Origin of the sequence: Pantoea ananatis LMG 2665, from assembly GCF_000710035.2 — a bacterium.
Taxonomy (GTDB): Bacteria; Pseudomonadota; Gammaproteobacteria; order Enterobacterales; family Enterobacteriaceae; genus Pantoea; species Pantoea ananatis.
This window is the reverse complement of record NZ_JMJJ01000008.1, coordinates 20189-39698: the sequence shown is the minus strand read 5'-3', so window position 1 is coordinate 39698 and position 19510 is coordinate 20189. Positions and strand designations below refer to the sequence as shown.

Below are 19510 nucleotides of genomic sequence, written 5' to 3'. Positions count from 1 at the left end.
GGGCAACGTTGTCTGCCAGACAGTATAGAGATCAAATAACGTCGTGGCTTTGCTTTTCGTCATTTTTGCCCCGTCCATCAGGGCGCAGCCAGCGCAAGTTTTACCGGCTCAATGGCAAAGGTTAATCCTTTATCCCCGTTATCAGACACCACAAAACGCAGTGCGCCTTCAACGTGCTCGTAGTATCGTGAGCCTTTGCCCGCTTTAAGTAATGTTTCCAGCTTTTTACGCCCTTCTTCTGGCGTGAGTCCCGGCACAAAAAAACGTAATATTGCGGTCATATAATCCATGGCTCTGGCCTGGGACGCACTTTGATCCGGGCCCGGAACCGGAAGCCAGGTGACCTGCAGCGTTTTAATTTTACCTGTGCCAGGCTCAAGCGCGGTCGAGGAGTAAAGCGTTTCGTTGATCTTGGTGGCTGCCCGCGTCAGATCGGTTTTCTCATCGCGGGAGTCAATGGCGCGGTACTCCAGCAGCGGCAGTTGAGGGTTCGCGAGATTATATTTTTCACGAAACTGGCCGATAGTCATATCCAGCGTGGGCGCGCCTGTTAACAGATAGGGCGCGGTAGGCATATGTTCGGCCTTGTCGAGTGGCGGCGGATCGGCAGCAAATACCGGAACCGTCAGCGCAAGACTCAGCAACAGTGCGCCTGGCAAATTCTTCATTTTGTCGGCCCTGACCAATAAACTCGGAATCAAATTAGAACGGTTTTTACCTCTAAGGTCAAAAGCGTGCAGGTAAAATTTTGTCTGGGGAGCATGCATGATATTACAGCAATGGTTTTTTTCGTTTCGTGGTCGCGTCGGGCGCCGTGATTTCTGGCTCTGGCAGGCAATCTGGTTGCTGTTAACCAGCGTCCTGTTCTTTTTAGCCGGTAACGATCTGGTGGATACGCAAATGGCTGCGTTTGGCATCGTGTGTTTATTGTGGCCGGCCAGCGCCATCGTGGTTAAGCGCCTGCACGATCGCGATCGCCGCGGTTACTGGGCGCTGTTACTGATCGCTGCCTGGTTGCTGATGGCAGGTAACTGGAGCATGACCGGCGCTGTCCTGCAGTGGGTTATTGGCCGCGCGCTGCCATTTATCATTCTGACAGGACTGATCCTGGACTTAGGCCTGTTTCGTGGCACCGCTGGCGATAACCGCTTTGGTGCCGCACCGGTGCCTTTACGTCTGAAGCGGGCGACTTACCAGTAATTCTCGCTGGTGATATGACCGGGCTTGCGCTTCAGGTGCTTGCGCATGCCGCGTGTCTCTTTCAACAGCTGCTGCGTATCTCGTACCATCTGTGGATTGCCGCAGACCATCACATGGCTGGTTTCTGCATCAATAGTCAATCCGGCCGCCCGCTCCAGCTCGCCACTTTCGATTAATGCCGGAACACGTCCGGTTAATGAGCCCATACTTTCTTCACGACTGACGACCGTGATCACCTGCAGCTTGCCGTTATAGATCTGCTGGAGCTGCTGCATTAGCGGTAAAAAGCTGAGGTCGGCTGCGTAACGTGCGGCATGCACCAGTACGATATGTTTAAAGCGATCCAGGCCTTCACCCTGCTGCAAAATGGACAAATAAGGCCCCACTGCCGTACCGGTTGCCAGCATCCATAAGGTCTGACATTCCGGGACTTCATCCAGAATAAAAAAGCCTGCAGCATCTTTGGTAATCATGACCTGCTCACCGGGGCGCAGCGCCTGTAAGTGTGGACTCAATTTGCCGTCGGGTACGGTGACTAAGTAAAACTCAAGCAGGTCGTCATTGGGCGCATTGACGTAAGAGTAAGCACGTTGCACTCGTTCACCTTCGATCTCCAGTGCCAGCTTGGCGTACTGCCCGGCACTAAACGGGGCGATAGGGGCCTTAACCCGCAAGCTAAACAGCGCGTCAGTCCAGTTTTTTACTTCCTTTACTTGAGCATTGATCCACTCGGCCATGGTTACTCCTTCAGCGTTGAATCGTCTGGCGAATAAACATCTTCTCTACTGCACTGGCAGATTACCAGTCCGTCAGGCTGCAAAGGCTCTAATCGACAAACTGTAATATTTAGTTTACATCCTGGTTGCAATTATTGACGTGAATTGCCCCGCCACTTTTTATGAATCACTCGCTTTGTCATGAAATCCTGATATTTTCCTGCCACAACGGGGTTCAGCCGTTATTTGTGCTGTTTAATCGTCCCTGTTCATACAGACCTTTCGTTAAAAGATGATGAAGAAAATAGAAAATCGTCCGTTGCTGATCATGCTCATTGCACTGGTCGCAGTCGGGCAGATGGCTCAGACCATCTATGTGCCCGCCATGGCGGCAATGGCGGATGCACTTCAGGTGCGAAATGGCATGATGCAGCATGTCATGGCGGCCTATTTAATCACCTACGGCGGATCGCAGCTGATCTACGGTCCGCTCTCTGACAGCGTGGGGCGCCGTCCGGTGATCCTGGCGGGGATGGCGATCTTTATGATCGGCGCGATTGCCGCCATGATGGCCTCGTCGCTGGATATGCTGGTCACGGGCAGTGCGATTCAGGGCGCGGGCACCGGCGTGGCCGGTGTCATGGCGCGAACCATGCCGCGCGATCTTTATCACGGTCATGCCCTACGCCAGGCCAACAGCTGGCTTAATATGGGCGTGCTCGCCAGCCCTTTAGTGGCACCGGTGATTGGCGCACTGTTAACGCAGCTGTTTGGCTGGCATGCCTGCTTTGCTTTTCTGCTGTTGCTGTGTCTGATGGTGACGGTCGCCATGGCGCGCTGGCTACCGGAGACGCGCCCAAACGGTGCCGAAGTCACGCCCTTCTTAAAACGCTATATCCGGCTGTTACGTGATGCGAATTTCGTCCGTTATCTGGTGCTGCTGATTGGCGCACTGGCCGGCATTGCCGTCTTTGAGGCCAGCTGTGGCGTGCTGCTCGGTGGCGTTCTGGGCCTGAACAGTTTCACCGTCAGTATTTTGTTTATCTTACCTATTCCTGCGGCCTTCTTTGGTGCCTGGTTCGCCGGACGTGAACAGCGCTCCTGGCATAGCCTGATGTGGTTTGGCGTCAACAGTTGCCTGCTGGCGGCGGTGTTGATGTGGATACCTGCCTGGTTTGGCATCATGACAATCTGGACGTTATTGATACCGGCGTCGCTGTTTTTCTTTGGCGCGGGAATGCTGTTTCCCCTGGCCACATCCGGTGCGATGGAGCCCTATGCCTGGCTCGCAGGAAGTGCGGGCGCACTGATTGGGGGGTTACAGAATTTGGGTTCCGGGCTGGTGGCGTCCCTGTCGGCGTTAATGCCTCAGCGCGATCAGTTCAGCCTTGGCCTGCTGATGGTTATCACGGCTCTGGTGATGTTGCTGTGCTGGCTGCCGCTTTCGCGACAGCCAGCAGGCGAGAATCAGGCTGTTACAGGATAAAGGGATGCAAAACCGGATCTTTGCGGTCCAGGTAATGCACAGACTGGATGCGGCGAATCGTGCGTGATTTGCCGCGAATTAACAGGGTTTCACTGGTGGCCATATTGCCCTGACGGGTGATGCCTTTCAGCAGATCACCACTGGTGATACCGGTGGCGGCAAAGATCACGTTATCGTTTCGCGCCATCGCCTGCAGGGGCAGGACTTTTCCTGCCTCAATCCCCATGCCAGCGCAGCGTTTCAGCTCATATTCCCCAATCCTGCGGTTCTCTTCGCTGTCACCTTTTACGTGATGTCGTGCCAGTAATCTGCCCTGCATATCACCGTCCAACGCACGAATCACTGCGGCCGATACCACGCCTTCAGGCGCGCCGCCAATACCGTACATCACGTCAACTTCGCTGTCGGGCATACAGGTCAGAATGGAGGCCGCCACATCACCATCAGGGAACGCGAATAGTCTTACGCCCAGCTGTTTAAGCTGCTCGATAACGGCGTCATGGCGCGGCTTTGACAGAATGGACACGGTGAGTTGTGACAACGGCTTATTCATGGCGATGGCGATATTACGCAGGTTAATCTCAAGCGGGAGATCCAGATTGATATGGCCCCGCGCCGCCGGACCGACGATAAGCTTCTCCATATACATGTCAGGCGCATGAAGAAAACTGCCTTTGTCACCGACGGCCATCACGGCAAGCGCATTGGCCTGTCCCATGGCCGTCATGCGGGTACCTTCAATAGGATCGACGGCAATATCCACCGCGTCGCCCTGACCCGTGCCCACTTTTTCGCCGATGTAGAGCATAGGGGCTTCGTCAATTTCCCCTTCGCCGATCACTATCTGTCCATCGATCTGAATGGTATTTAAGACATGACGCATGGCATGAACGGCGGCACCGTCCGCCGCGTTTTTATCGCCGCGCCCTAACCACTTATAACCAGCCAGTGCGGCAGCCTCAGTTACGCGGGAAAATTCAATGGCAAGTTCTCGTTTCATTGCATGTACCTGACAAAAAACAGGCTGGCAGTGTAGCGGAGGGAGAAGGCGGGGAAAAGGCCCGTGACGGAGGAGGTCACGGGCGCAGTGCGGATTACTCTTGTTCTTCCCACGCTTGTGCGCGCGCGACAGCTTTCTTCCAGCCGGCATAACGGACGTTACGCTCGGTGGTTTCAAGTGTTGGACGGAATTCGCGCTCAATCACGGCTTTGGCACGGACTTCTTCCAGATCCTGCCAGAAACCTACCGCCAGACCTGCCAGGTACGCGGCACCCAGCGCAGTGACTTCACGCACTTCAGGTCGCTCAACGCGTGTGCCAAGAATGTCTGACTGGAACTGCATCAGGAAGTTGTTAGCCACTGCTCCTCCGTCCACACGCAGAGCCTGCAGGCGCGTGTTGGCATCATTCTGCATGGCTTCCAGGACATCACGTGTTTGATAAGCGATGGACTCCAGCGTTGCACGGATGATGTGGTTCGCATTCGCACCACGTGTCAGGCCGAACAGCGCGCCACGTGCATAGGGATCCCAGTAAGGTGCACCCAGGCCAGTAAAGGCAGGAACCATATATACACCGTTTGAATCTTTCACTTTCATCGCGAAGTATTCTGAGTCAGCCGAATCGCTGATCAGCTTCATCTCATCGCGTAACCACTGAATGGCCGCGCCGCCGATAAAGACCGCCCCTTCCAGTGCATAGTTGACTTCACCACGTGGCCCGCAGGCGATAGTGGTCAGCAGGCCGTGCGTTGAGGTGACAGCTTCGGTACCGGTGTTCATCAGCATAAAGCAGCCTGTGCCGTAGGTGTTTTTCGCCATACCCGGCTGAACGCACAGCTGACCATACAGCGCAGCCTGCTGGTCGCCTGCGATACCCGCGATAGGAATACGCGTACCGCCTTTACCACCAATGTTTGTCTGACCATACACTTCAGACGAAGATTTTACTTCTGGCAGCATCGCACGCGGGATATCCAGGATTTCCAGCATGCGCTCATCCCACTCAAGCTTGTGGATGTTGAACAGCATGGTACGTGAGGCGTTGGTGTAATCGGTGATGTGCACGCGCCCCTGGGTCATTTTCCACACCAGCCAGGTGTCGACTGTACCAAACAGCAGTTCGCCACGTTTTGCACGCTCGCGGGCGCCTTCTACGTTATCCAGGATCCACTTAACTTTGGTGCCAGAAAAGTAAGGGTTAATCACCAGACCGGTGGTGTGCTGGATATACTCTTCCAGACCCTCTTTCTTCAGCTTATTACAGTAGTCAGCAGTACGGGGATCCTGCCAGACGATGGCGTTATAGACCGGCTTACCGGTTTCTTTATCCCAGACGATTGCGGTTTCACGCTGGTTAGTAATCCCAATCGCCGCGATTTCATCGGAGCGAATATCAGCATGTGCCAGCACTTCAACCAGCGTAGAACTCTGTGATGCCCAGATATCCATTGGGTCATGCTCTACCCAGCCCGCTTTCGGATAGATTTGGGTAAATTCGCGTTGCGATACCGCCACAATGTTAGCGTCGTGATCCAGCACCACAGCGCGTGAACTGGTTGTGCCCTGATCGAGAGCGACGATGTATTTTTTATCGGTGGTAGTCATAAATTCATTCCTGATGATAAAAAGTGGAACTTACGCTTTACGTTCATGCGCGGACGCAATCGGTTTGTCACTGGTCGGTGGAGAAATCACCGCACCGGGTAAATGGCGGCCAATCAGGGCGCGATAACCAAAGGCTCCCAGGCAAGCACCGACCAGTGGGCCAAAAATTGGCACAAGGAAATACGGAATCTGATGACCGCCAGTGAAGGCAACGGTGCCCCAGCCAGCCAGCCACTCGAAGACTTTCGGTCCGAAGTCACGTGCCGGGTTCAGGGCAAAGCCGGTCAATGGGCCCATAGAGCCACCAATGACGGCAACCAGCAGGCCAATCAGCAGCGGTGCCATCGGGCCACGCGGGACGCCATTGCCATCGTCGGTCAGTGCCATAATCACGGACATCAGGACTGCAGTGATCACCATTTCAACCAGGAAGGCCTGACCTACGCTAATTTGCGGATTCGGGTAGGTAGAAAAAATGCCCGCCAGGCTCAGGCTTTCAACTGAACCCCGTACCATGTTATGACTTTGTTCGAAATTGATAAACAAGCTGTAGTAAAGTCCGTAGACCAGCGCCGCGCCACAGAAAGCACCGGCCACCTGAGACAGAATATAAGGAAGGACTTTACGGCCTTCGAAATTGGCGAACAGGCAGAGTGCGACAGTCACTGCCGGGTTGAGATGGGCACCTGACACACCTGCACTGAGGTAGACCGCCATAGAAACGGCCAGCCCCCAGACGATACAGATTTCCCATTGGCCAAAAGTGGCACCAGCCAGCTTAAGCGCGGCAACGCAACCCGCGCCAAAAAACAGGATCAAACCGGTACCCAGAAATTCGGCAATACACTGACCTTTGAGTGTGGTTGTAGTCTGACTCATGATAGTTGTTCCTGAAGCGAGGTTAAATTTTATCAGTTTTTGTTCTCATTCCGTGAGTCACCCATCTTTGATGTAGGGCTGTTGTTAATTTATCGTTAACGAGCATAAACGAGAAATAGCGAAATCGATTTTTGTGTAGTGTGTCAAAAAAATGCGCGTTTTCGCGTGTTTTGATTTTCCTTAAGCGCCATTTGGGCCGTTTTCCTCCGCGTGGTACCGGCTTCGCCAGGCAAACAGGTGGGAAAGGAACATTTTAGGGATAGGCTGAAAAATGTTACTGACGGCGGTCTGCAGGCCCGCGTTGCTGGACTTGCGTGATGAGGCTACATACAATCGGGACAACGTTGCTGGTAAACGCCTTGTGTGCGAAAGCTGGCATCATCAACGCCTTGCAGGATTTTAGGAGAGGTCAGAAAGATGTCATTTGAAGTGTTTGAGAAACTGGAAGCAAAAGTACAGCAGGCGATTGATACTATCACCCTGCTGCAAATGGAAATTGAAGAGCTGAAAGAGCAGAACAACAACCTGCGTCACGACGCGCAGAATGCTGCTGGCAACCATGAAGCACTGATGCGCGAAAATCAGCATCTGAAAGAGGAGCAGCATGTCTGGCAAGAACGCCTGCGTGCGCTGTTGGGAAAAATGGAAGAGGTATAAGCCTCAACTAATGCGAAAAACGGGTGCCTGGCACCCGTTTTCGTTTGCTGACATTATTCAATGTCGAGCGGATCTTCCGATAAAATCATCCCGGTGTTATCCGCATAGAGATGGTCGCCAGAGAAAAAGGTGACGCCGCCGAAATTCACGCGCACATCGCTTTCGCCAATGCCTTCACCGGCCGCGCCTGCCGGAATAGCGGCGATAGCCTGAATGCCGATTTCCAGTTCTTCCAGTTCGTCTACCTGACGTACCGAACCGTAAACCACGATGCCTTCCCACTCATTCTGCGCTGCCAGTCGGGCAAGCTGCGCATCAACCAAAGCGCGGCGTACTGAGCCACCGCCATCAATCAGCAACACGCGGCCACGACCGTTCTCTTCCAGCAGATCGTAAAGCAGCCCGTTGTCTTCAAAACATTTCACTGTGGTTATCTGACCGCCGAATGAGGTCCGCCCACCGAAATTTGAGAAAAGCGGTTCAACAACGTTCACTTCTTCGTGGTAGATGTCGCAGAGTTCAGAAGTATCGTATTTCATAAGGGTTTCGTCTGTTTGCCACAGGAGCGCTAAGTATATCGCTTTATGCCAATTGTTGGCAAAATCATCAGCGGTAAAAAACCGGTACCGCATCAAGCGCATGCAGAAAAAAGCCCAGCCAAACTGGCCGGGCTTTGATACAGCACATAGACAGGTGAACGTTACAGGATGAAGCGGCTCAGGTCTTCGTCTGCAACCAGCTCATCCAGATGTTTACCCACATATTCGGCATCGATGGTGACGGATTCACCGCTCCGATCGCTGGCATCATAGGAAATATCTTCCATCAGACGTTCCAGCACGGTATGCAAGCGACGCGCACCGATGTTTTCAGTGGTTTCGTTGACCTGCCATGCGGCTTCCGCGATGCGACGAATACCATCGTCAGTAAAGTGAATGTTCACGCCTTCGGTATTCATCAGCGCTTTGTACTGCACTGTGACTGAAGCATTAGGTTCGGTCAGGATGCGCTCGAAATCATTCACCGTCAGGGCCTGGAGTTCAACACGGATCGGTAAACGACCCTGCAACTCAGGAATCAAATCGGACGGGCTGGCAACCTGGAACGCACCTGAGGCGATAAACAGAATATGGTCAGTCTTGACCATACCGTGCTTGGTCGACACGGTGCAGCCTTCTACCAGTGGCAGCAGGTCGCGCTGAACGCCTTCGCGTGAGACGTCCGGGCCGCCCGCGTTTTGTCCGCCGCGCTTACAGATTTTGTCTATCTCATCGATGAACACGATGCCGTGCTGTTCTACCGCATCAATGGCATCCTGCTTCAGCTCTTCCGGATTCACCAGCTTGGCGGCTTCTTCTTCAATCAACAGCTTAAAGGCTTCTTTAATTTTCAGCTTGCGCGGTTTCTGTTTCTGCCCGCCCAGGTTCTGGAACATGGACTGCAGCTGGCTGGTCATCTCTTCCATGCCCGGCGGTGCCATGATTTCAACGCCAGGGCCTGTTGCGGCTAAATCGATCTCAATTTCTTTATCGTCGAGCTGGCCTTCACGCAGCTTCTTGCGGAAAGACTGACGTGCGGATGAAGGCTCGCTGGTTTGTTCAGCCTGTCCCCAGTTATTTTTCGCCGGTGGGATAAGCACATCAAGAATGCGCTCTTCCGCCATTTCTTCTGCGCGATATTTGTTCTTCTCAATGGCCTGGCTGCGTACCATTTTGATCGCGGAGTCCGTCAGGTCACGAATAATGGAGTCGACTTCTTTGCCGACATAGCCCACTTCGGTGAACTTGGTGGCTTCAACTTTGATGAACGGCGCGTTGGCCAGTTTTGCCAGACGGCGAGCAATTTCTGTTTTACCCACACCGGTTGGGCCGATCATGAGAATATTTTTAGGTGTCACTTCGTGACGCAGCTCTTCGTCAAGCTGCATACGGCGCCAGCGGTTACGCAGGGCAATAGCCACGGCGCGCTTAGCGCTGTCCTGGCCAATAATAAAGCGGTTCAGCTCGCTGACGATTTCGCGTGGAGTCATCTCAGACATGTTTAGATCCTTACGACTTGGACGTTAATTCTTCGAAATTAACGTTGTGGTTGGTGTAGATGCAAATATCGCCAGCGATATTCAGCGATTTCTCAACGATGTCGCGCGCACCCAATTCAGAATTTTCTAACAGGGCACGGGCAGCGGCCTGGGCATAGGGACCGCCAGAACCGATAGCAATAAGGTCGTTTTCAGGCTGGATGACGTCACCATTACCGCTAATGATCAGCGATGCCGATTCGTCCGCCACCGCCAGCAGCGCTTCCAGGCGGCGTAACATTCTGTCGGTGCGCCAGTCTTTCGCCAGCTCAACGGCCGCTTTCACCAAATGGCCCTGATGCATTTCAAGTTTGCGTTCGAAGAGTTCAAACAGGGTAAAGGCATCTGCAGTGCCGCCAGCAAAGCCAGCAATCACTTTATCGTTGTAAAGACGACGCACTTTTTTGACGTTGCCTTTCATTACGGTATTACCGAGCGTAGCCTGGCCATCGCCGCCAATCACTACCTGGCCGTTGCGTCGAACACTTACTATTGTTGTCACGGGCAGACCCCTTTTACTGTCGGAAAAAAGCTCCGCGCCCAGGGCGCGGAGGATCATGCAGACAGATATGGGGCAGATTTGACGGGTTTCAACCCCCAACGGCGAGCGGAATGCAGCCGGAATGTCCTGAAGCGCGCAGACGTTTCAGCGTGCTGTCTGCGCTGGCGCGGTCTTTGAAGGGCCCTACCACGACACGATTCCATCCGCCGCCGGAGGTCAGACGGCTTTCAAACCCTTCAAACGCCAGCGCGGCGCGCACCGATTCAGCCTGCTCTGTTCCCTTAAACGAGCCACACTGAACCATCCAGCGTTGCGAGGCTGCTTTTTCAGCCGGTTTCGCTTTGGCGGTGTCCTGTGTTTTAGGCTGAGCAGTAGGTTCACGCGTAACAGGCGCGGGTTGTGTCTGCTGCACACTCTGCTGTTGCTGAGTATGTTGCTCCTGACGCTGCTGCTGTATTTGTTGCTGACGTTGCTGCTGCTGTGCCTGCTGCTGACGTTGCTGCGACTGCAATTGCTGTTGCTGTTGCTGGAGCTGTTGCTGTCGCTGAAGTTGCTGTACCTGCTGCTGATGCTGCAGCGTTTGCTGGCGTTGAGCTGGCGTCTGCTCGTTCCACGGCACTTCATTTAATTGGGTGGGTTGCTGACGCATATCCGCCTGCATTTGCTCAAGCAGCTGGCGTTGCTCATCGGTCAGTTGCGTATGTGACTGCACTTCGCCACCGGAGGTAGGCTCGCTTGGGGTCGGCACAGTGACCTGACGGTTTTCCAGCTCTTTAATGTATTTCCAGCGTTCTTCAGGCTTTGGCGGTAAGCCATTCCCGTTGGCTTTATGATCCGTAATAACCGGCACGTCTTCTTTCTTGTGGTGCGCCAGGAACCATAAACCACCGGCAAAGGTCACCAATACAGCAACCGCCAGTACAATCATTAATTTAGAGGTGCCTGAACCGCTTTTTGTTTTTTTGCCACGGCTTGGGCTTTTCTTGCGACGCGTCCCTGTTGAACGCCCGCGGCCTACATAATCTTTTTGTGCCACTCTCGTCCTGATACCCTTGAAAATATGATGCCACGTAGGCGAATCCGTTGTTACCACACGCCCGGCAAGGAGCCCGCCATGTTACTTAAGGGCCGGAACTTTGACCAGCAATGATAGCCCTAAGAATCCCCTGAAAATAGCGGAACTTTTCGCTTATTTCTCATCCTTTTTTGCCAAAGTTGTGCTACCACGTACCACCAGTTCGGCATCCAGCAGCGTTGAACCGTTATGAATGCTATTACCCTGTAATTCATTCAGTAACAGCCGCACGGCTTCGCAACCTATCTCAAAACAGGGCTGTTTCACCGTGGTGAGCGGCGGCTCGCAGTAACGCGAGAGTTCAATATCGTCGAACCCCACAACCGACAGGTCTTCCGGTATGCGCAGGCCCAATCGTTTTGCCTGGCTGATAGCGCCGATGGCCATGATATCGCTATGACAAAACAGGGCTCGTGGCGGCTGTGGTAAAGCCAATAGCTGATTTATGGCATCAACGCCGGATTCAAAGGTGAAGTCACCCCGAACGATATAAGTGGGATCCACGCTGATGCCGCTGCGACGTAAGGCCTGCACATAACCCTGAAGGCGGTACTGGCACAGTGCAACGTCCTCCGGTCCGGTCAGGCAGGCAATGCGTTTATGACCCAACTGCAGCAGGTGATTGACCGCGACAAACGAGGCCGTCAGGTTATCGATATTGACGGTGGGCAACGACATTTCTGGCGAGAACTCAATCGCCATCACCATCGGCGGAAGATTGCGCTGCTCTTCAGGACTCACATCAAAGGGTAACTGCGCGCCCAGCAGCACGATGCCATCGATCTGCCGGGTCAGCATCAGGTTTAAAAACGTCCACTCCTGCGGTTTTTGGTGTGCGCAGTCGCCGATAAGCACCAGATAACCAGCCTTTGAGGCGGCGACTTCAACGCCGCGGATAATTTCACTGAAGAAGGGATCGCAAATATTGGGGACGATCAGCAGCAGCGTCTGCGTGTCATTGCGTCTGGCATGGCGGGACATGCTCTGGGCGGCATAGCCGACGTCAGCCACGGCCTGTTCGACTTTCTGACGCGTGGCCGAAGAGACTTTTTCCGGGTTCATGAGTGCACGCGACACGGTAGCGGTCGAGACGCCGGCTTTTTCTGCGACGTCTTTCATCGTGGCGGCAGCCGACGGTTGATTCTGATCCAACACATGCTCCTGATGCGTAATCGCGCATTCAACGTTCGTATTGTCTGAGGTAAAAACAGGCCAGGCACCATTGTTATCGATTGCGATGCCGGGCCGTTACTTAATTTGCATAAAAATTGTGACTTATGCGACGTTTTTCGATCCCTCTCACAACCTGCCCGGGCCTAGCTTTCGGTAGGATCCACGTCCAGCGTCCACTTTACCTTGCGCGAGGCCGGTAAAGTGCCAGTCAGCGGTAACGAACTACTCAGCAGCTGTTGCAGACGTTTGCGTGACGGATGCTGCACCAGCAACTGCCAGCGCCAGCGACCGCTCCGCTTTGGCTGCAGAGCAGGCAGTGGCCCCATGAACCACATTGCCGTGTCGTTAAGCGGGCTGGCTTCCAGCATATTACGCAGCTGTTGCAGAAATTCTGCAGCCTGATGGTTGTCCATGTCCTCCGCACGAAACAGCGCATGATGTGTCCACGGAGGGAGAAAAACCGACTGGCGCTCCAACAGCGTTTGCTGGGCAAAAGCGAAGTAGCCCTGGTGGAGCAGCGTCTGCAGAAGCGGATGCTCAGGATGGTGTGTTTGCAGCAAGACTTCGCCTTGCTTACCGGCCCGACCGGCGCGGCCGGCAACCTGAGTATAAAGCTGAGCGAAGCGTTCTGCGGCACGGAAGTCAGCGGAAAACAAGGCACCGTCGACGTCCAACAGTGACACCAGCGTCACATCAGGAAAATGATGCCCTTTTGCCAGCATCTGGGTTCCCACAAGAATACGCGCGCCGCCGCGATGGACATCCGCCAGATGCTGCTCCAGCGCGCCTTTGCGGCTGGTGGTATCCCGGTCGATGCGCGAGACCGGCACACCGGGAAATAACGTGCCCAGTTGCTGTTCAAGCTGTTCCGTCCCTACGCCCACCGGTAACAGGTGAGTTGAACCACATTGTGGACACTGGTTGGGCAGCGGTCGCTGGCTGTCACAATGGTGGCAGCGCAACTGACGATGATGTTGATGCAGAGTGTAATAGCGATCGCAGCGCTGGCATTCGGCAATCCAGCCGCAGTCGTGGCAGAGCAGCGCAGGTGAAAAACCACGGCGGTTCAGGAACAGCAACACCTGGTTATCTGCTTTCAGATGCTGGCGCATTTTGAAGATCAGGGCAGGCGCCAGGCCGCCTGTCAGCTGTACGCCTTTCAAATCGATTAGCTGCTGCAGAGCGGGTTTAGCGTTACCGGCGCGTTTCATCAGGTCGAGCTGACGGTATTTGCCGTTACGCACGTTGTGCAGGCTTTCCAGCGCCGGTGTCGCGGAACCCATGATGACAGGAATATTCTCTTCATGGGCGCGAAACACGGCCAGATCGCGAGCCTGATAGCGCCAGCCTTCCTGCTGCTTATAAGAACTGTCGTGCTCTTCGTCGATAATAATGACGCCCGGACGCGCCATAGGGGTAAACAGGGCCGAGCGAGTGCCGATGATGATGGCATTCTCTCCTCTGCGCGCCCGTAGCCAGACAGAAAGGCGTTCGCTGTCATTCAGCGCTGAGTGCAGCACATCAACCGGCGCATCAAAACGTTCGCGGAAACGGGCAATGGTTTGTGGCGTCAGGCCGATTTCGGGCACCAGCACCAGGGCCTGTTTTCCTCTGGCCAGGACGTTTTCCAGCACGCTGAGATAAACTTCAGTCTTGCCTGATCCGGTAATTCCCGCCAGTAGCCAGGCCGCATAATGCTCATCTTCACTGCGCATCGCCCCGACTGCCGTCGCCTGATCGGTATTGAGGCGCAAGCGTTCACCTTTGACCGCGAAGCTGCTGCGCCAGTCATGCCTGTGTGGCTGATGCTCATGTAATTCGCATAACCCTTTGGCACGCAGCGCCTGCATGGCGGCATCGGTGAGATCGTGCTCAGTGACTTCATGACGATAAAGCGGCCGCTGTCGCAGCGTTGCAAGCCCTTGCTGCTGTTTGGGGGCCCGCTTCAGGCTCTCGGGGGCAGTAGCCCGGCCCTGCTCGGTAATTTCCCAACGCCATAAGGGATTATCCTGGGCAGGTTTACCTTGTCTGAGCAGCACCGGTAGCGCATGGCTCAGTACCTCGCCGAGAGGTGAATGATAGTAGTTCGCCGCCCAGTGGAGAATGCGCCACAGAGACGGGGGAAAGAGCGACTCGCTGTCCAGTACCGATATCACCTGTTTGAGCTGGGTCGCGGGCAGGTCGCTGGTGTCAGGTAATGCCACCACGATACCGGTCATTTTTCGGTTACCAAAAGGCACGATCACCCGACCGCCAATGACCGGCTGCACGCCGACAGGAGGCAGGTAGTCAAACAGGCGAGGAAGGGGAACGGGCAGGGCAACCTGAACAACGGGCATAACAGTCTCTTTCCGGTTCATCTAGCAGGGCGGTTAGTGTACACGCTGACGCACACGGCGTGTACCTCAGGCGACATTTGCAGCATTAAACATTAGCCTGTATAATATGCCGCCTTCGGTAAGAAAGACCTTGCCGGAGTTCACCATTAATGTTCAATCGCGTGTGGTGCTGCGCAGGTTCACGTCCTGGCGCGGAGAGCGACACGGCCTTATATGAGGTTTCCCATGAAACAAGGTATTCACCCAAAATACGAAGCAGTTACCATCAACTGTACTTGCGGTAACGTGATTCACACTCGCTCTACGCTGACTCACGAACTGAACCTGGACGTTTGTGGTAAGTGCCACCCGTTCTACACCGGTAAGCAGCGTGAAGTTGCAACTGGTGGCCGCGTTGACCGCTTCAACAAGCGTTTCAGCGTGCCAGGCACCAAAAAATAAGAAACGGCATTCGAACATCTGTTCGGCGGCAAGAAAAACCCAGCTCAGGCTGGGTTTTTTTATGTCTGAAAATCAGTATTCCCAGGTATCCGGGTCGATGCCCATGTCACGCATAATTTTTTTCGCGGCTTCCGGTATTTCGTCGTTACGTTCTTTACGCAGGTCGACATCATTAGGTAACGGTTGTCCGGTAAAAGCATGCAAGAAGGCTTCGCACAGGAGTTCACTGTTTGTCGCGTGGCGCAGGTTGTTAACCTGACGACGTGTCCGTTCGTCTGTCAGAATTTTCAGCACGCTTAACGGAATTGATACCGTGATTTTTTTAACCTGTTCGCTCTTTTTGCCGTGCTCAGCGTACGGGCTGATATATTCGCCGTTCCATTCAGCCATGGGATACCTTAATCAATAAAAGTTAAAAGTTACGAAATCAGCCGATTATGCCTGATTTTCTTCTACCTGACCCCTTCTCTGGCGGGTTTCTTCGTTCAACGCACAGTGCTAATGGAGTTGAACGCCAGGTATGGGCGCATAATTTTAGCGGTTATTGCGACGATGCTCAATCTATACGCAAAGACATTTGGATGTCCAGATGTATTGACGTCTAAAAGCAAGATGATATCCTGTTGGCAAATTATTTCATACTTCAGGAACAGTTAGCCCTATGACGCGTAAACAGGCAACCATCGCAGTGCGCAGCGGTTTGAATGACGACGAGCAATACGGCTGCGTTGTCCCGCCCATCCACCTTTCCAGCACCTATAACTTCCATGATTTCAATGAGCCCCGTGCGCATGACTATTCCCGTCGTGGTAACCCCACGCGTGATGTGGTGCAGCGTGCCCTGGCAGAGCTGGAAGGCGGAGCGGGAGCGGTGCTGACCAATACCGGCATGTCCGCGATTCATCTGGTGACAACCGTGTTCCTGAAGCCTGGCGATCTGCTGGTTGCGCCGCACGACTGTTATGGCGGCAGCTATCGGCTGTTCGACAGTCTGAGTAAGCGGGGCGCTTACCGGGTGAAGTTTGTCGATCAGGGTGATAAAGCTGCGCTGCAGGCGGCACTGGATGAGAAGCCTAAACTGGTGCTGGTTGAAAGCCCCAGTAACCCGCTATTGCGCGTGGTGGATATCGCCGCCATTTGCGCAGCGGCGCGTGCGGCGGGCGCCGTGAGCGTCGTGGACAACACCTTTATGAGTCCGGCACTGCAAAATCCTCTGGCACTGGGTGCGGATCTGGTCATTCACTCCTGTACCAAATACCTGAATGGCCACTCTGACGTGGTAGCCGGTGCCGTGATTGCTAAAGATCCGCAGGCGGCGACCGATTTAGCCTGGTGGGCCAATAATATTGGGGTCACCGGCTCCGCTTTTGACAGCTATCTGCTGCTGCGCGGAATGCGCACGCTGGGCCCACGTATGGCCGCTGCGCAACGTAATGCGTTAGCCATTGTTGATTATCTCAAGCAACAGCCGCTGGTGAAAACGTTGTATCATCCTTCACTGCCGGAAAACGCGGGACATGAATTCGCTGCACGCCAGCAGCGTGGATTCGGTGCCATGCTCAGTTTTGAGCTGGACGGCGATGAAGCCCGGTTGCGCCGTTTCCTCAAAGCGCTTGAGTTGTTCACGTTGGCGGAATCGTTGGGCGGCGTTGAAAGCTTGATTTCACACACGGCGACCATGACCCATGCAGGTATGTCTGCAGAGGCCCGGGCCGCAGCAGGCATCTCTGAAACATTGCTACGTATTTCAGTAGGTATTGAAGACCACGAAGATTTAATTGCCGATTTGGATAATGCATTCCGGATCGCAGCCGAGGATTGATGATGACGAGTTCAGCTGGCGCAGGAACGCCAAACAACAGACAGCTCCACAAGTTTGGTGGCAGCAGCCTTGCAGATGCACGCTGCTACCAGCGTGTCGCCAGCATTATGGCGGATTACAGCCAGCCAGGTGACATGATGGTCGTATCGGCCGCGGGCTCGACGACCAATCAGCTGATTAGCTGGCTGAAGCTGAGCCAGAGCGACCGACTGTCCGCACATCAGGTGCAGCAGACATTACGTCGCTATCAGAGTGAGCTCATCAGTGCACTGTTACCTGCCGAAATAGCCGAACCCTTAATTACTGCCTTTATTCGCGACCTCGAAAAACTGGCGGCGTTACTGGATGGTGACGTCACAGAAGCGGTCTATGCGGAAGTGGTGGGCCATGGTGAGATCTGGTCTGCACGTTTAATGTCAGCGGTGCTGAACCAGCAGGATCTTCATGCCTGCTGGCTGGATGCACGCGATTTTCTGCGCGCGGAACGGGCCGCCCAGCCGCAGGTAGATGAAGGCAAATCCTGGCCATTGTTACAAACGCTGCTGGCCCAGCATCCGCATAAACGCATCGTGGTAACCGGCTTTATCTGCGGCAATGACGCGGGCGAAACGGTACTGCTGGGGCGTAACGGTTCTGACTACTCTGCCACGCAGATTGGTGCGCTGGCAGGTGTGGGACGTGTGACGATCTGGAGCGATGTGGCGGGCGTTTACAGTGCCGATCCCCGCAAAGTCTCTGATGCCTGTCTGCTGCCCTTGCTGCGCCTGGATGAGGCCAGTGAGCTGGCGCGTCTGGCAGCCCCGGTACTGCATACCCGCACCTTACAGCCGGTCTCGGGCAGCGATATTGATTTGCAGTTACGCTGCAGCTATCAGCCGGAACAGGGCTCTACCCGTATCGAGCGCGTCCTCGCGTCCGGTACGGGCGCCCGCATCGTCACCAGCCACGACGACGTGTGCCTGGTAGAGATCCAACTTCCTGAGCAGCACGATTTTACGCTGTTTCAAAAAGAGATCGATCAGCTGCTGACGCGCGCGCAGATGCGTCCGCTGGCGATGGGCATTCATCCCGATCGTCAGCTGCTGCAACTGTGCTACACCTCTGAAGTGGTGAACAGTGCCTTTACTTTATTGCAGGACGCCGGCTTACCTGGACATTTGCAGTTACGTGAAGGTTTAGCGCTGGTCGCGCTGGTTGGCGCTGGCGTCACGCGCAACCCGTTGCACACGCACCGTTTCTGGCAGCAGCTAAAAGATCAGCCGGTCGAATTTATCAGCCAGTCGCCAGAGCACATTAGCGTGGTTGCGGTGCTGCGCGTTGGCCCTACTCAGCATCTCATTCAGGGGTTGCACAGTTCCCTGTTTCGGGCAGAAAAGCGCATTGGCCTGATGTTGTTTGGCAAGGGCAACATCGGTTCTCGCTGGCTGGAGTTGTTTGCCCGCGAGCAGGAAACGTTGTCGGCGCGCACTGGTTTCGAGTTTGTGCTAGCGGGCGTGGTGGACAGCCAGCGCAGCCTGCTGAGCTATGAAGGTCTGGACGCCAGTCGCGCACTGGCATTCTTTGACGATGAAGCGGAAGCGCGCGATGAAGAGTCGCTGTTTCTGTGGATGCGCGCGCACCCTTACGATGATCTGGTTGTGCTGGATGTGACGGCCAGTAAGCCGCTGGCACAGCAATATCTGGATTTTGCCAGCCATGGGTTTCATGTCATCAGCGCCAATAAAGTGGCGGGAGCATCGGATACGCAAACCTGGCGCGAGATTCGGGATGCCTTTGAAAAAACCGGCCGCCACTGGTTGTATAACGCCACCGTGGGCGCAGGTCTGCCGATAAACCATACGGTGCGCGATTTACGGGAAAGCGGTGACACGATTTTGTCGATCAGCGGTATTTTCTCCGGAACGCTGTCCTGGCTGTTTCTGCAATTTGATGGCACGGTGCCCTTTACCGAACTGGTGGATCAGGCTTGGCAGCAGGGATTGACGGAACCGGATCCTCGCGTCGATCTGTCGGGTCAGGACGTGATGCGCAAACTGGTGATTCTGGCACGTGAAGCAGGCTATAACATCGAGCCGGATCAGGTGCGCGTCGAGTCGCTGGTGCCGCAGAGCTGCGAAGATGAATCAATAGATCACTTTTTCGAGAATGGCGACGAGCTTAATGAGCAGATGCTGCAACGGCTTGAAGCCGCGCAGGAGATGGGGCTGGTGCTGCGCTATGTTGCGCGCTTCGATGCTAACGGCAAAGCACGTGTTGGCGTCGAAGCGGTACGTCCGGAGCATCCTCTGGCCGCTTTACTGCCTTGTGACAACGTGTTTGCCATCGACAGCCGTTGGTATCGCGATAATCCGCTGGTGATCCGCGGACCTGGTGCAGGCCGGGACGTTACCGCCGGCGCTATCCAGTCTGATATTAATCGCCTTGCCCGACTCCTCTGACGTTGCTTTTCTCCAGGCGCTTCGGCGCCTGTCCTGCCCTAACATCCTCATATAAAAAGCCCTTTCACATCGACTCAATATTTGTCACTTCCTGGGATG

The 19510-nt window shown here is 54.6% G+C and carries 18 protein-coding genes; 6 read left to right on the top strand and 12 right to left on the bottom strand.

Features of this window, described 5'->3' with window-relative positions; translation table 11 throughout:
- Positions 1 to 77: 77 nt before the first annotated feature.
- On the bottom strand, positions 78 to 668 hold the full coding sequence (locus tag EL29_RS17590) for a DUF1454 family protein (RefSeq protein WP_014604764.1): 591 nt from the start codon (positions 666 to 668) through the stop codon (positions 78 to 80).
- A 97-nt stretch (positions 669 to 765) separates the two neighbouring features.
- On the opposite strand from EL29_RS17590, the gene EL29_RS17585 reads away from it, so the two are divergent.
- Positions 766 to 1200, top strand: coding sequence for a DUF805 domain-containing protein (locus EL29_RS17585; RefSeq protein ID WP_019105402.1), 435 nt, complete (start codon positions 766 to 768; stop codon positions 1198 to 1200).
- Here the strand turns inward: EL29_RS17585 and fpr are convergent.
- The gene (gene fpr, locus EL29_RS17580) at positions 1191 to 1937 is read right to left on the bottom strand and encodes a ferredoxin--NADP(+) reductase (protein ID WP_013027699.1); all 747 of its coding nucleotides are present in this window, start codon (positions 1935 to 1937) and stop codon (positions 1191 to 1193) included. The genes EL29_RS17585 and fpr overlap by 10 nt on opposite strands.
- 271 nt (positions 1938 to 2208) lie before the next feature.
- Here fpr and emrD point away from each other — a divergent pair, with 271 nt between their 5' ends.
- Complete coding sequence (gene emrD / locus EL29_RS17575; RefSeq protein WP_019105403.1) at positions 2209 to 3402, top strand: multidrug efflux MFS transporter EmrD; 1194 nt, start codon at positions 2209 to 2211, stop codon at positions 3400 to 3402.
- On the opposite strand, the gene glpX is transcribed toward emrD, so the two are convergent.
- The 3 genes from glpX to EL29_RS17560 form a co-directional block, all read right to left on the bottom strand.
- On the bottom strand, positions 3392 to 4402 hold the full coding sequence (glpX, locus tag EL29_RS17570; protein WP_014604766.1) for a class II fructose-bisphosphatase: 1011 nt from the start codon (positions 4400 to 4402) through the stop codon (positions 3392 to 3394). The two genes, emrD and glpX, sit on opposite strands and share 11 nt — an antisense overlap.
- Positions 4403 to 4496: 94 nt before the next feature.
- A complete protein-coding gene (gene glpK, locus EL29_RS17565) occupies positions 4497 to 6008 on the bottom strand; it encodes a glycerol kinase GlpK (RefSeq protein WP_014594886.1) in 1512 nt (503 codons plus the stop codon).
- Positions 6009 to 6038: 30 nt separating this feature from the next.
- Complete coding sequence (locus EL29_RS17560) at positions 6039 to 6887, bottom strand: MIP/aquaporin family protein (protein ID WP_013027695.1); 849 nt, start codon at positions 6885 to 6887, stop codon at positions 6039 to 6041.
- 417 nt (positions 6888 to 7304) lie between these two features.
- Between EL29_RS17560 and zapB the strand changes: the two genes are divergently transcribed.
- Positions 7305 to 7544 carry a cell division protein ZapB gene (gene zapB, locus EL29_RS17555; RefSeq protein WP_014594885.1) on the top strand — a complete coding sequence of 80 codons (240 nt, stop codon included), beginning with the start codon at positions 7305 to 7307 and terminating at the stop codon, positions 7542 to 7544.
- 53 nt (positions 7545 to 7597) lie between these two features.
- Here the strand turns inward: zapB and rraA are convergent, their stop codons facing one another.
- The 6 genes from rraA to priA form a co-directional block, all read right to left on the bottom strand.
- Positions 7598 to 8083 (bottom strand): ribonuclease E activity regulator RraA, encoded by a 486-nt coding sequence (gene rraA / locus EL29_RS17550; protein WP_013027693.1) that lies wholly within the window; start codon positions 8081 to 8083, stop codon positions 7598 to 7600.
- A gap of 161 nt (positions 8084 to 8244) precedes the next feature.
- On the bottom strand, positions 8245 to 9582 hold the full coding sequence (hslU, locus tag EL29_RS17545; RefSeq protein ID WP_013027692.1) for an ATP-dependent protease ATPase subunit HslU: 1338 nt from the start codon (positions 9580 to 9582) through the stop codon (positions 8245 to 8247).
- A 10-nt stretch (positions 9583 to 9592) separates the two neighbouring features.
- Entirely contained in the window at positions 9593 to 10123 is a 531-nt protein-coding gene (hslV, locus tag EL29_RS17540) for an ATP-dependent protease subunit HslV (protein WP_024471414.1), read from the bottom strand.
- 88 nt (positions 10124 to 10211) lie between these two features.
- Positions 10212 to 11159: a cell division protein FtsN gene (gene ftsN, locus EL29_RS17535; protein WP_019105405.1), complete on the bottom strand. Its 948-nt coding sequence runs from the start codon at positions 11157 to 11159 to the stop codon at positions 10212 to 10214.
- Between the two features lie 153 nt (positions 11160 to 11312).
- A complete protein-coding gene (cytR, locus tag EL29_RS17530; RefSeq protein ID WP_019105406.1) occupies positions 11313 to 12350 on the bottom strand; it encodes a DNA-binding transcriptional regulator CytR in 1038 nt (345 codons plus the stop codon).
- Between the two features lie 164 nt (positions 12351 to 12514).
- On the bottom strand, positions 12515 to 14710 hold the full coding sequence (priA, locus tag EL29_RS17525) for a primosomal protein N' (protein WP_019105407.1): 2196 nt from the start codon (positions 14708 to 14710) through the stop codon (positions 12515 to 12517).
- Between the two features lie 225 nt (positions 14711 to 14935).
- On the opposite strand from priA, the gene rpmE reads away from it, so the two are divergent.
- Positions 14936 to 15151 (top strand): 50S ribosomal protein L31, encoded by a 216-nt coding sequence (gene rpmE / locus EL29_RS17520; RefSeq protein ID WP_006121308.1) that lies wholly within the window; start codon positions 14936 to 14938, stop codon positions 15149 to 15151.
- 72 nt (positions 15152 to 15223) lie between these two features.
- Here rpmE and metJ read toward each other — a convergent pair whose 3' ends face one another.
- On the bottom strand, positions 15224 to 15541 hold the full coding sequence (gene metJ / locus EL29_RS17515; protein ID WP_013027687.1) for a met regulon transcriptional regulator MetJ: 318 nt from the start codon (positions 15539 to 15541) through the stop codon (positions 15224 to 15226).
- A gap of 271 nt (positions 15542 to 15812) precedes the next feature.
- On the opposite strand from metJ, the gene metB reads away from it, so the two are divergent.
- A complete protein-coding gene (gene metB / locus EL29_RS17510; RefSeq protein WP_013027686.1) occupies positions 15813 to 16973 on the top strand; it encodes a cystathionine gamma-synthase in 1161 nt (386 codons plus the stop codon).
- A 2-nt stretch (positions 16974 to 16975) separates the two neighbouring features.
- On the top strand, positions 16976 to 19411 hold the full coding sequence (gene metL / locus EL29_RS17505; RefSeq protein WP_015699320.1) for a bifunctional aspartate kinase/homoserine dehydrogenase II: 2436 nt from the start codon (positions 16976 to 16978) through the stop codon (positions 19409 to 19411).
- The last annotated feature ends 99 nt before the right edge of the window (positions 19412 to 19510 follow it).

Excerpts from the sequence above, each read along its gene's own strand:
- EL29_RS17590 (WP_014604764.1), bottom strand. The coding sequence starts at position 668 with ATGAAGAATTTGCCAGGCGCACTGTTGCTGAGTCTTGCGCTGACGGTT.
- EL29_RS17585 (WP_019105402.1), top strand. The coding sequence starts at position 766 with ATGATATTACAGCAATGGTTTTTTTCGTTTCGTGGTCGCGTCGGGCGC.
- fpr (WP_013027699.1), bottom strand. The coding sequence starts at position 1,937 with ATGGCCGAGTGGATCAATGCTCAAGTAAAGGAAGTAAAAAACTGGACT.
- emrD (WP_019105403.1), top strand. The coding sequence starts at position 2,209 with ATGATGAAGAAAATAGAAAATCGTCCGTTGCTGATCATGCTCATTGCA.
- glpX (WP_014604766.1), bottom strand. The coding sequence starts at position 4,402 with ATGAAACGAGAACTTGCCATTGAATTTTCCCGCGTAACTGAGGCTGCC.
- glpK (WP_014594886.1), bottom strand. The coding sequence starts at position 6,008 with ATGACTACCACCGATAAAAAATACATCGTCGCTCTCGATCAGGGCACA.
- EL29_RS17560 (WP_013027695.1), bottom strand. The coding sequence starts at position 6,887 with ATGAGTCAGACTACAACCACACTCAAAGGTCAGTGTATTGCCGAATTT.
- zapB (WP_014594885.1), top strand. The coding sequence starts at position 7,305 with ATGTCATTTGAAGTGTTTGAGAAACTGGAAGCAAAAGTACAGCAGGCG.
- rraA (WP_013027693.1), bottom strand. The coding sequence starts at position 8,083 with ATGAAATACGATACTTCTGAACTCTGCGACATCTACCACGAAGAAGTG.
- hslU (WP_013027692.1), bottom strand. The coding sequence starts at position 9,582 with ATGTCTGAGATGACTCCACGCGAAATCGTCAGCGAGCTGAACCGCTTT.
- priA (WP_019105407.1), bottom strand. The coding sequence starts at position 14,710 with ATGCCCGTTGTTCAGGTTGCCCTGCCCGTTCCCCTTCCTCGCCTGTTT.
- rpmE (WP_006121308.1), top strand. The coding sequence starts at position 14,936 with ATGAAACAAGGTATTCACCCAAAATACGAAGCAGTTACCATCAACTGT.
- metJ (WP_013027687.1), bottom strand. The coding sequence starts at position 15,541 with ATGGCTGAATGGAACGGCGAATATATCAGCCCGTACGCTGAGCACGGC.
- metB (WP_013027686.1), top strand. The coding sequence starts at position 15,813 with ATGACGCGTAAACAGGCAACCATCGCAGTGCGCAGCGGTTTGAATGAC.
- metL (WP_015699320.1), top strand. The coding sequence starts at position 16,976 with ATGACGAGTTCAGCTGGCGCAGGAACGCCAAACAACAGACAGCTCCAC.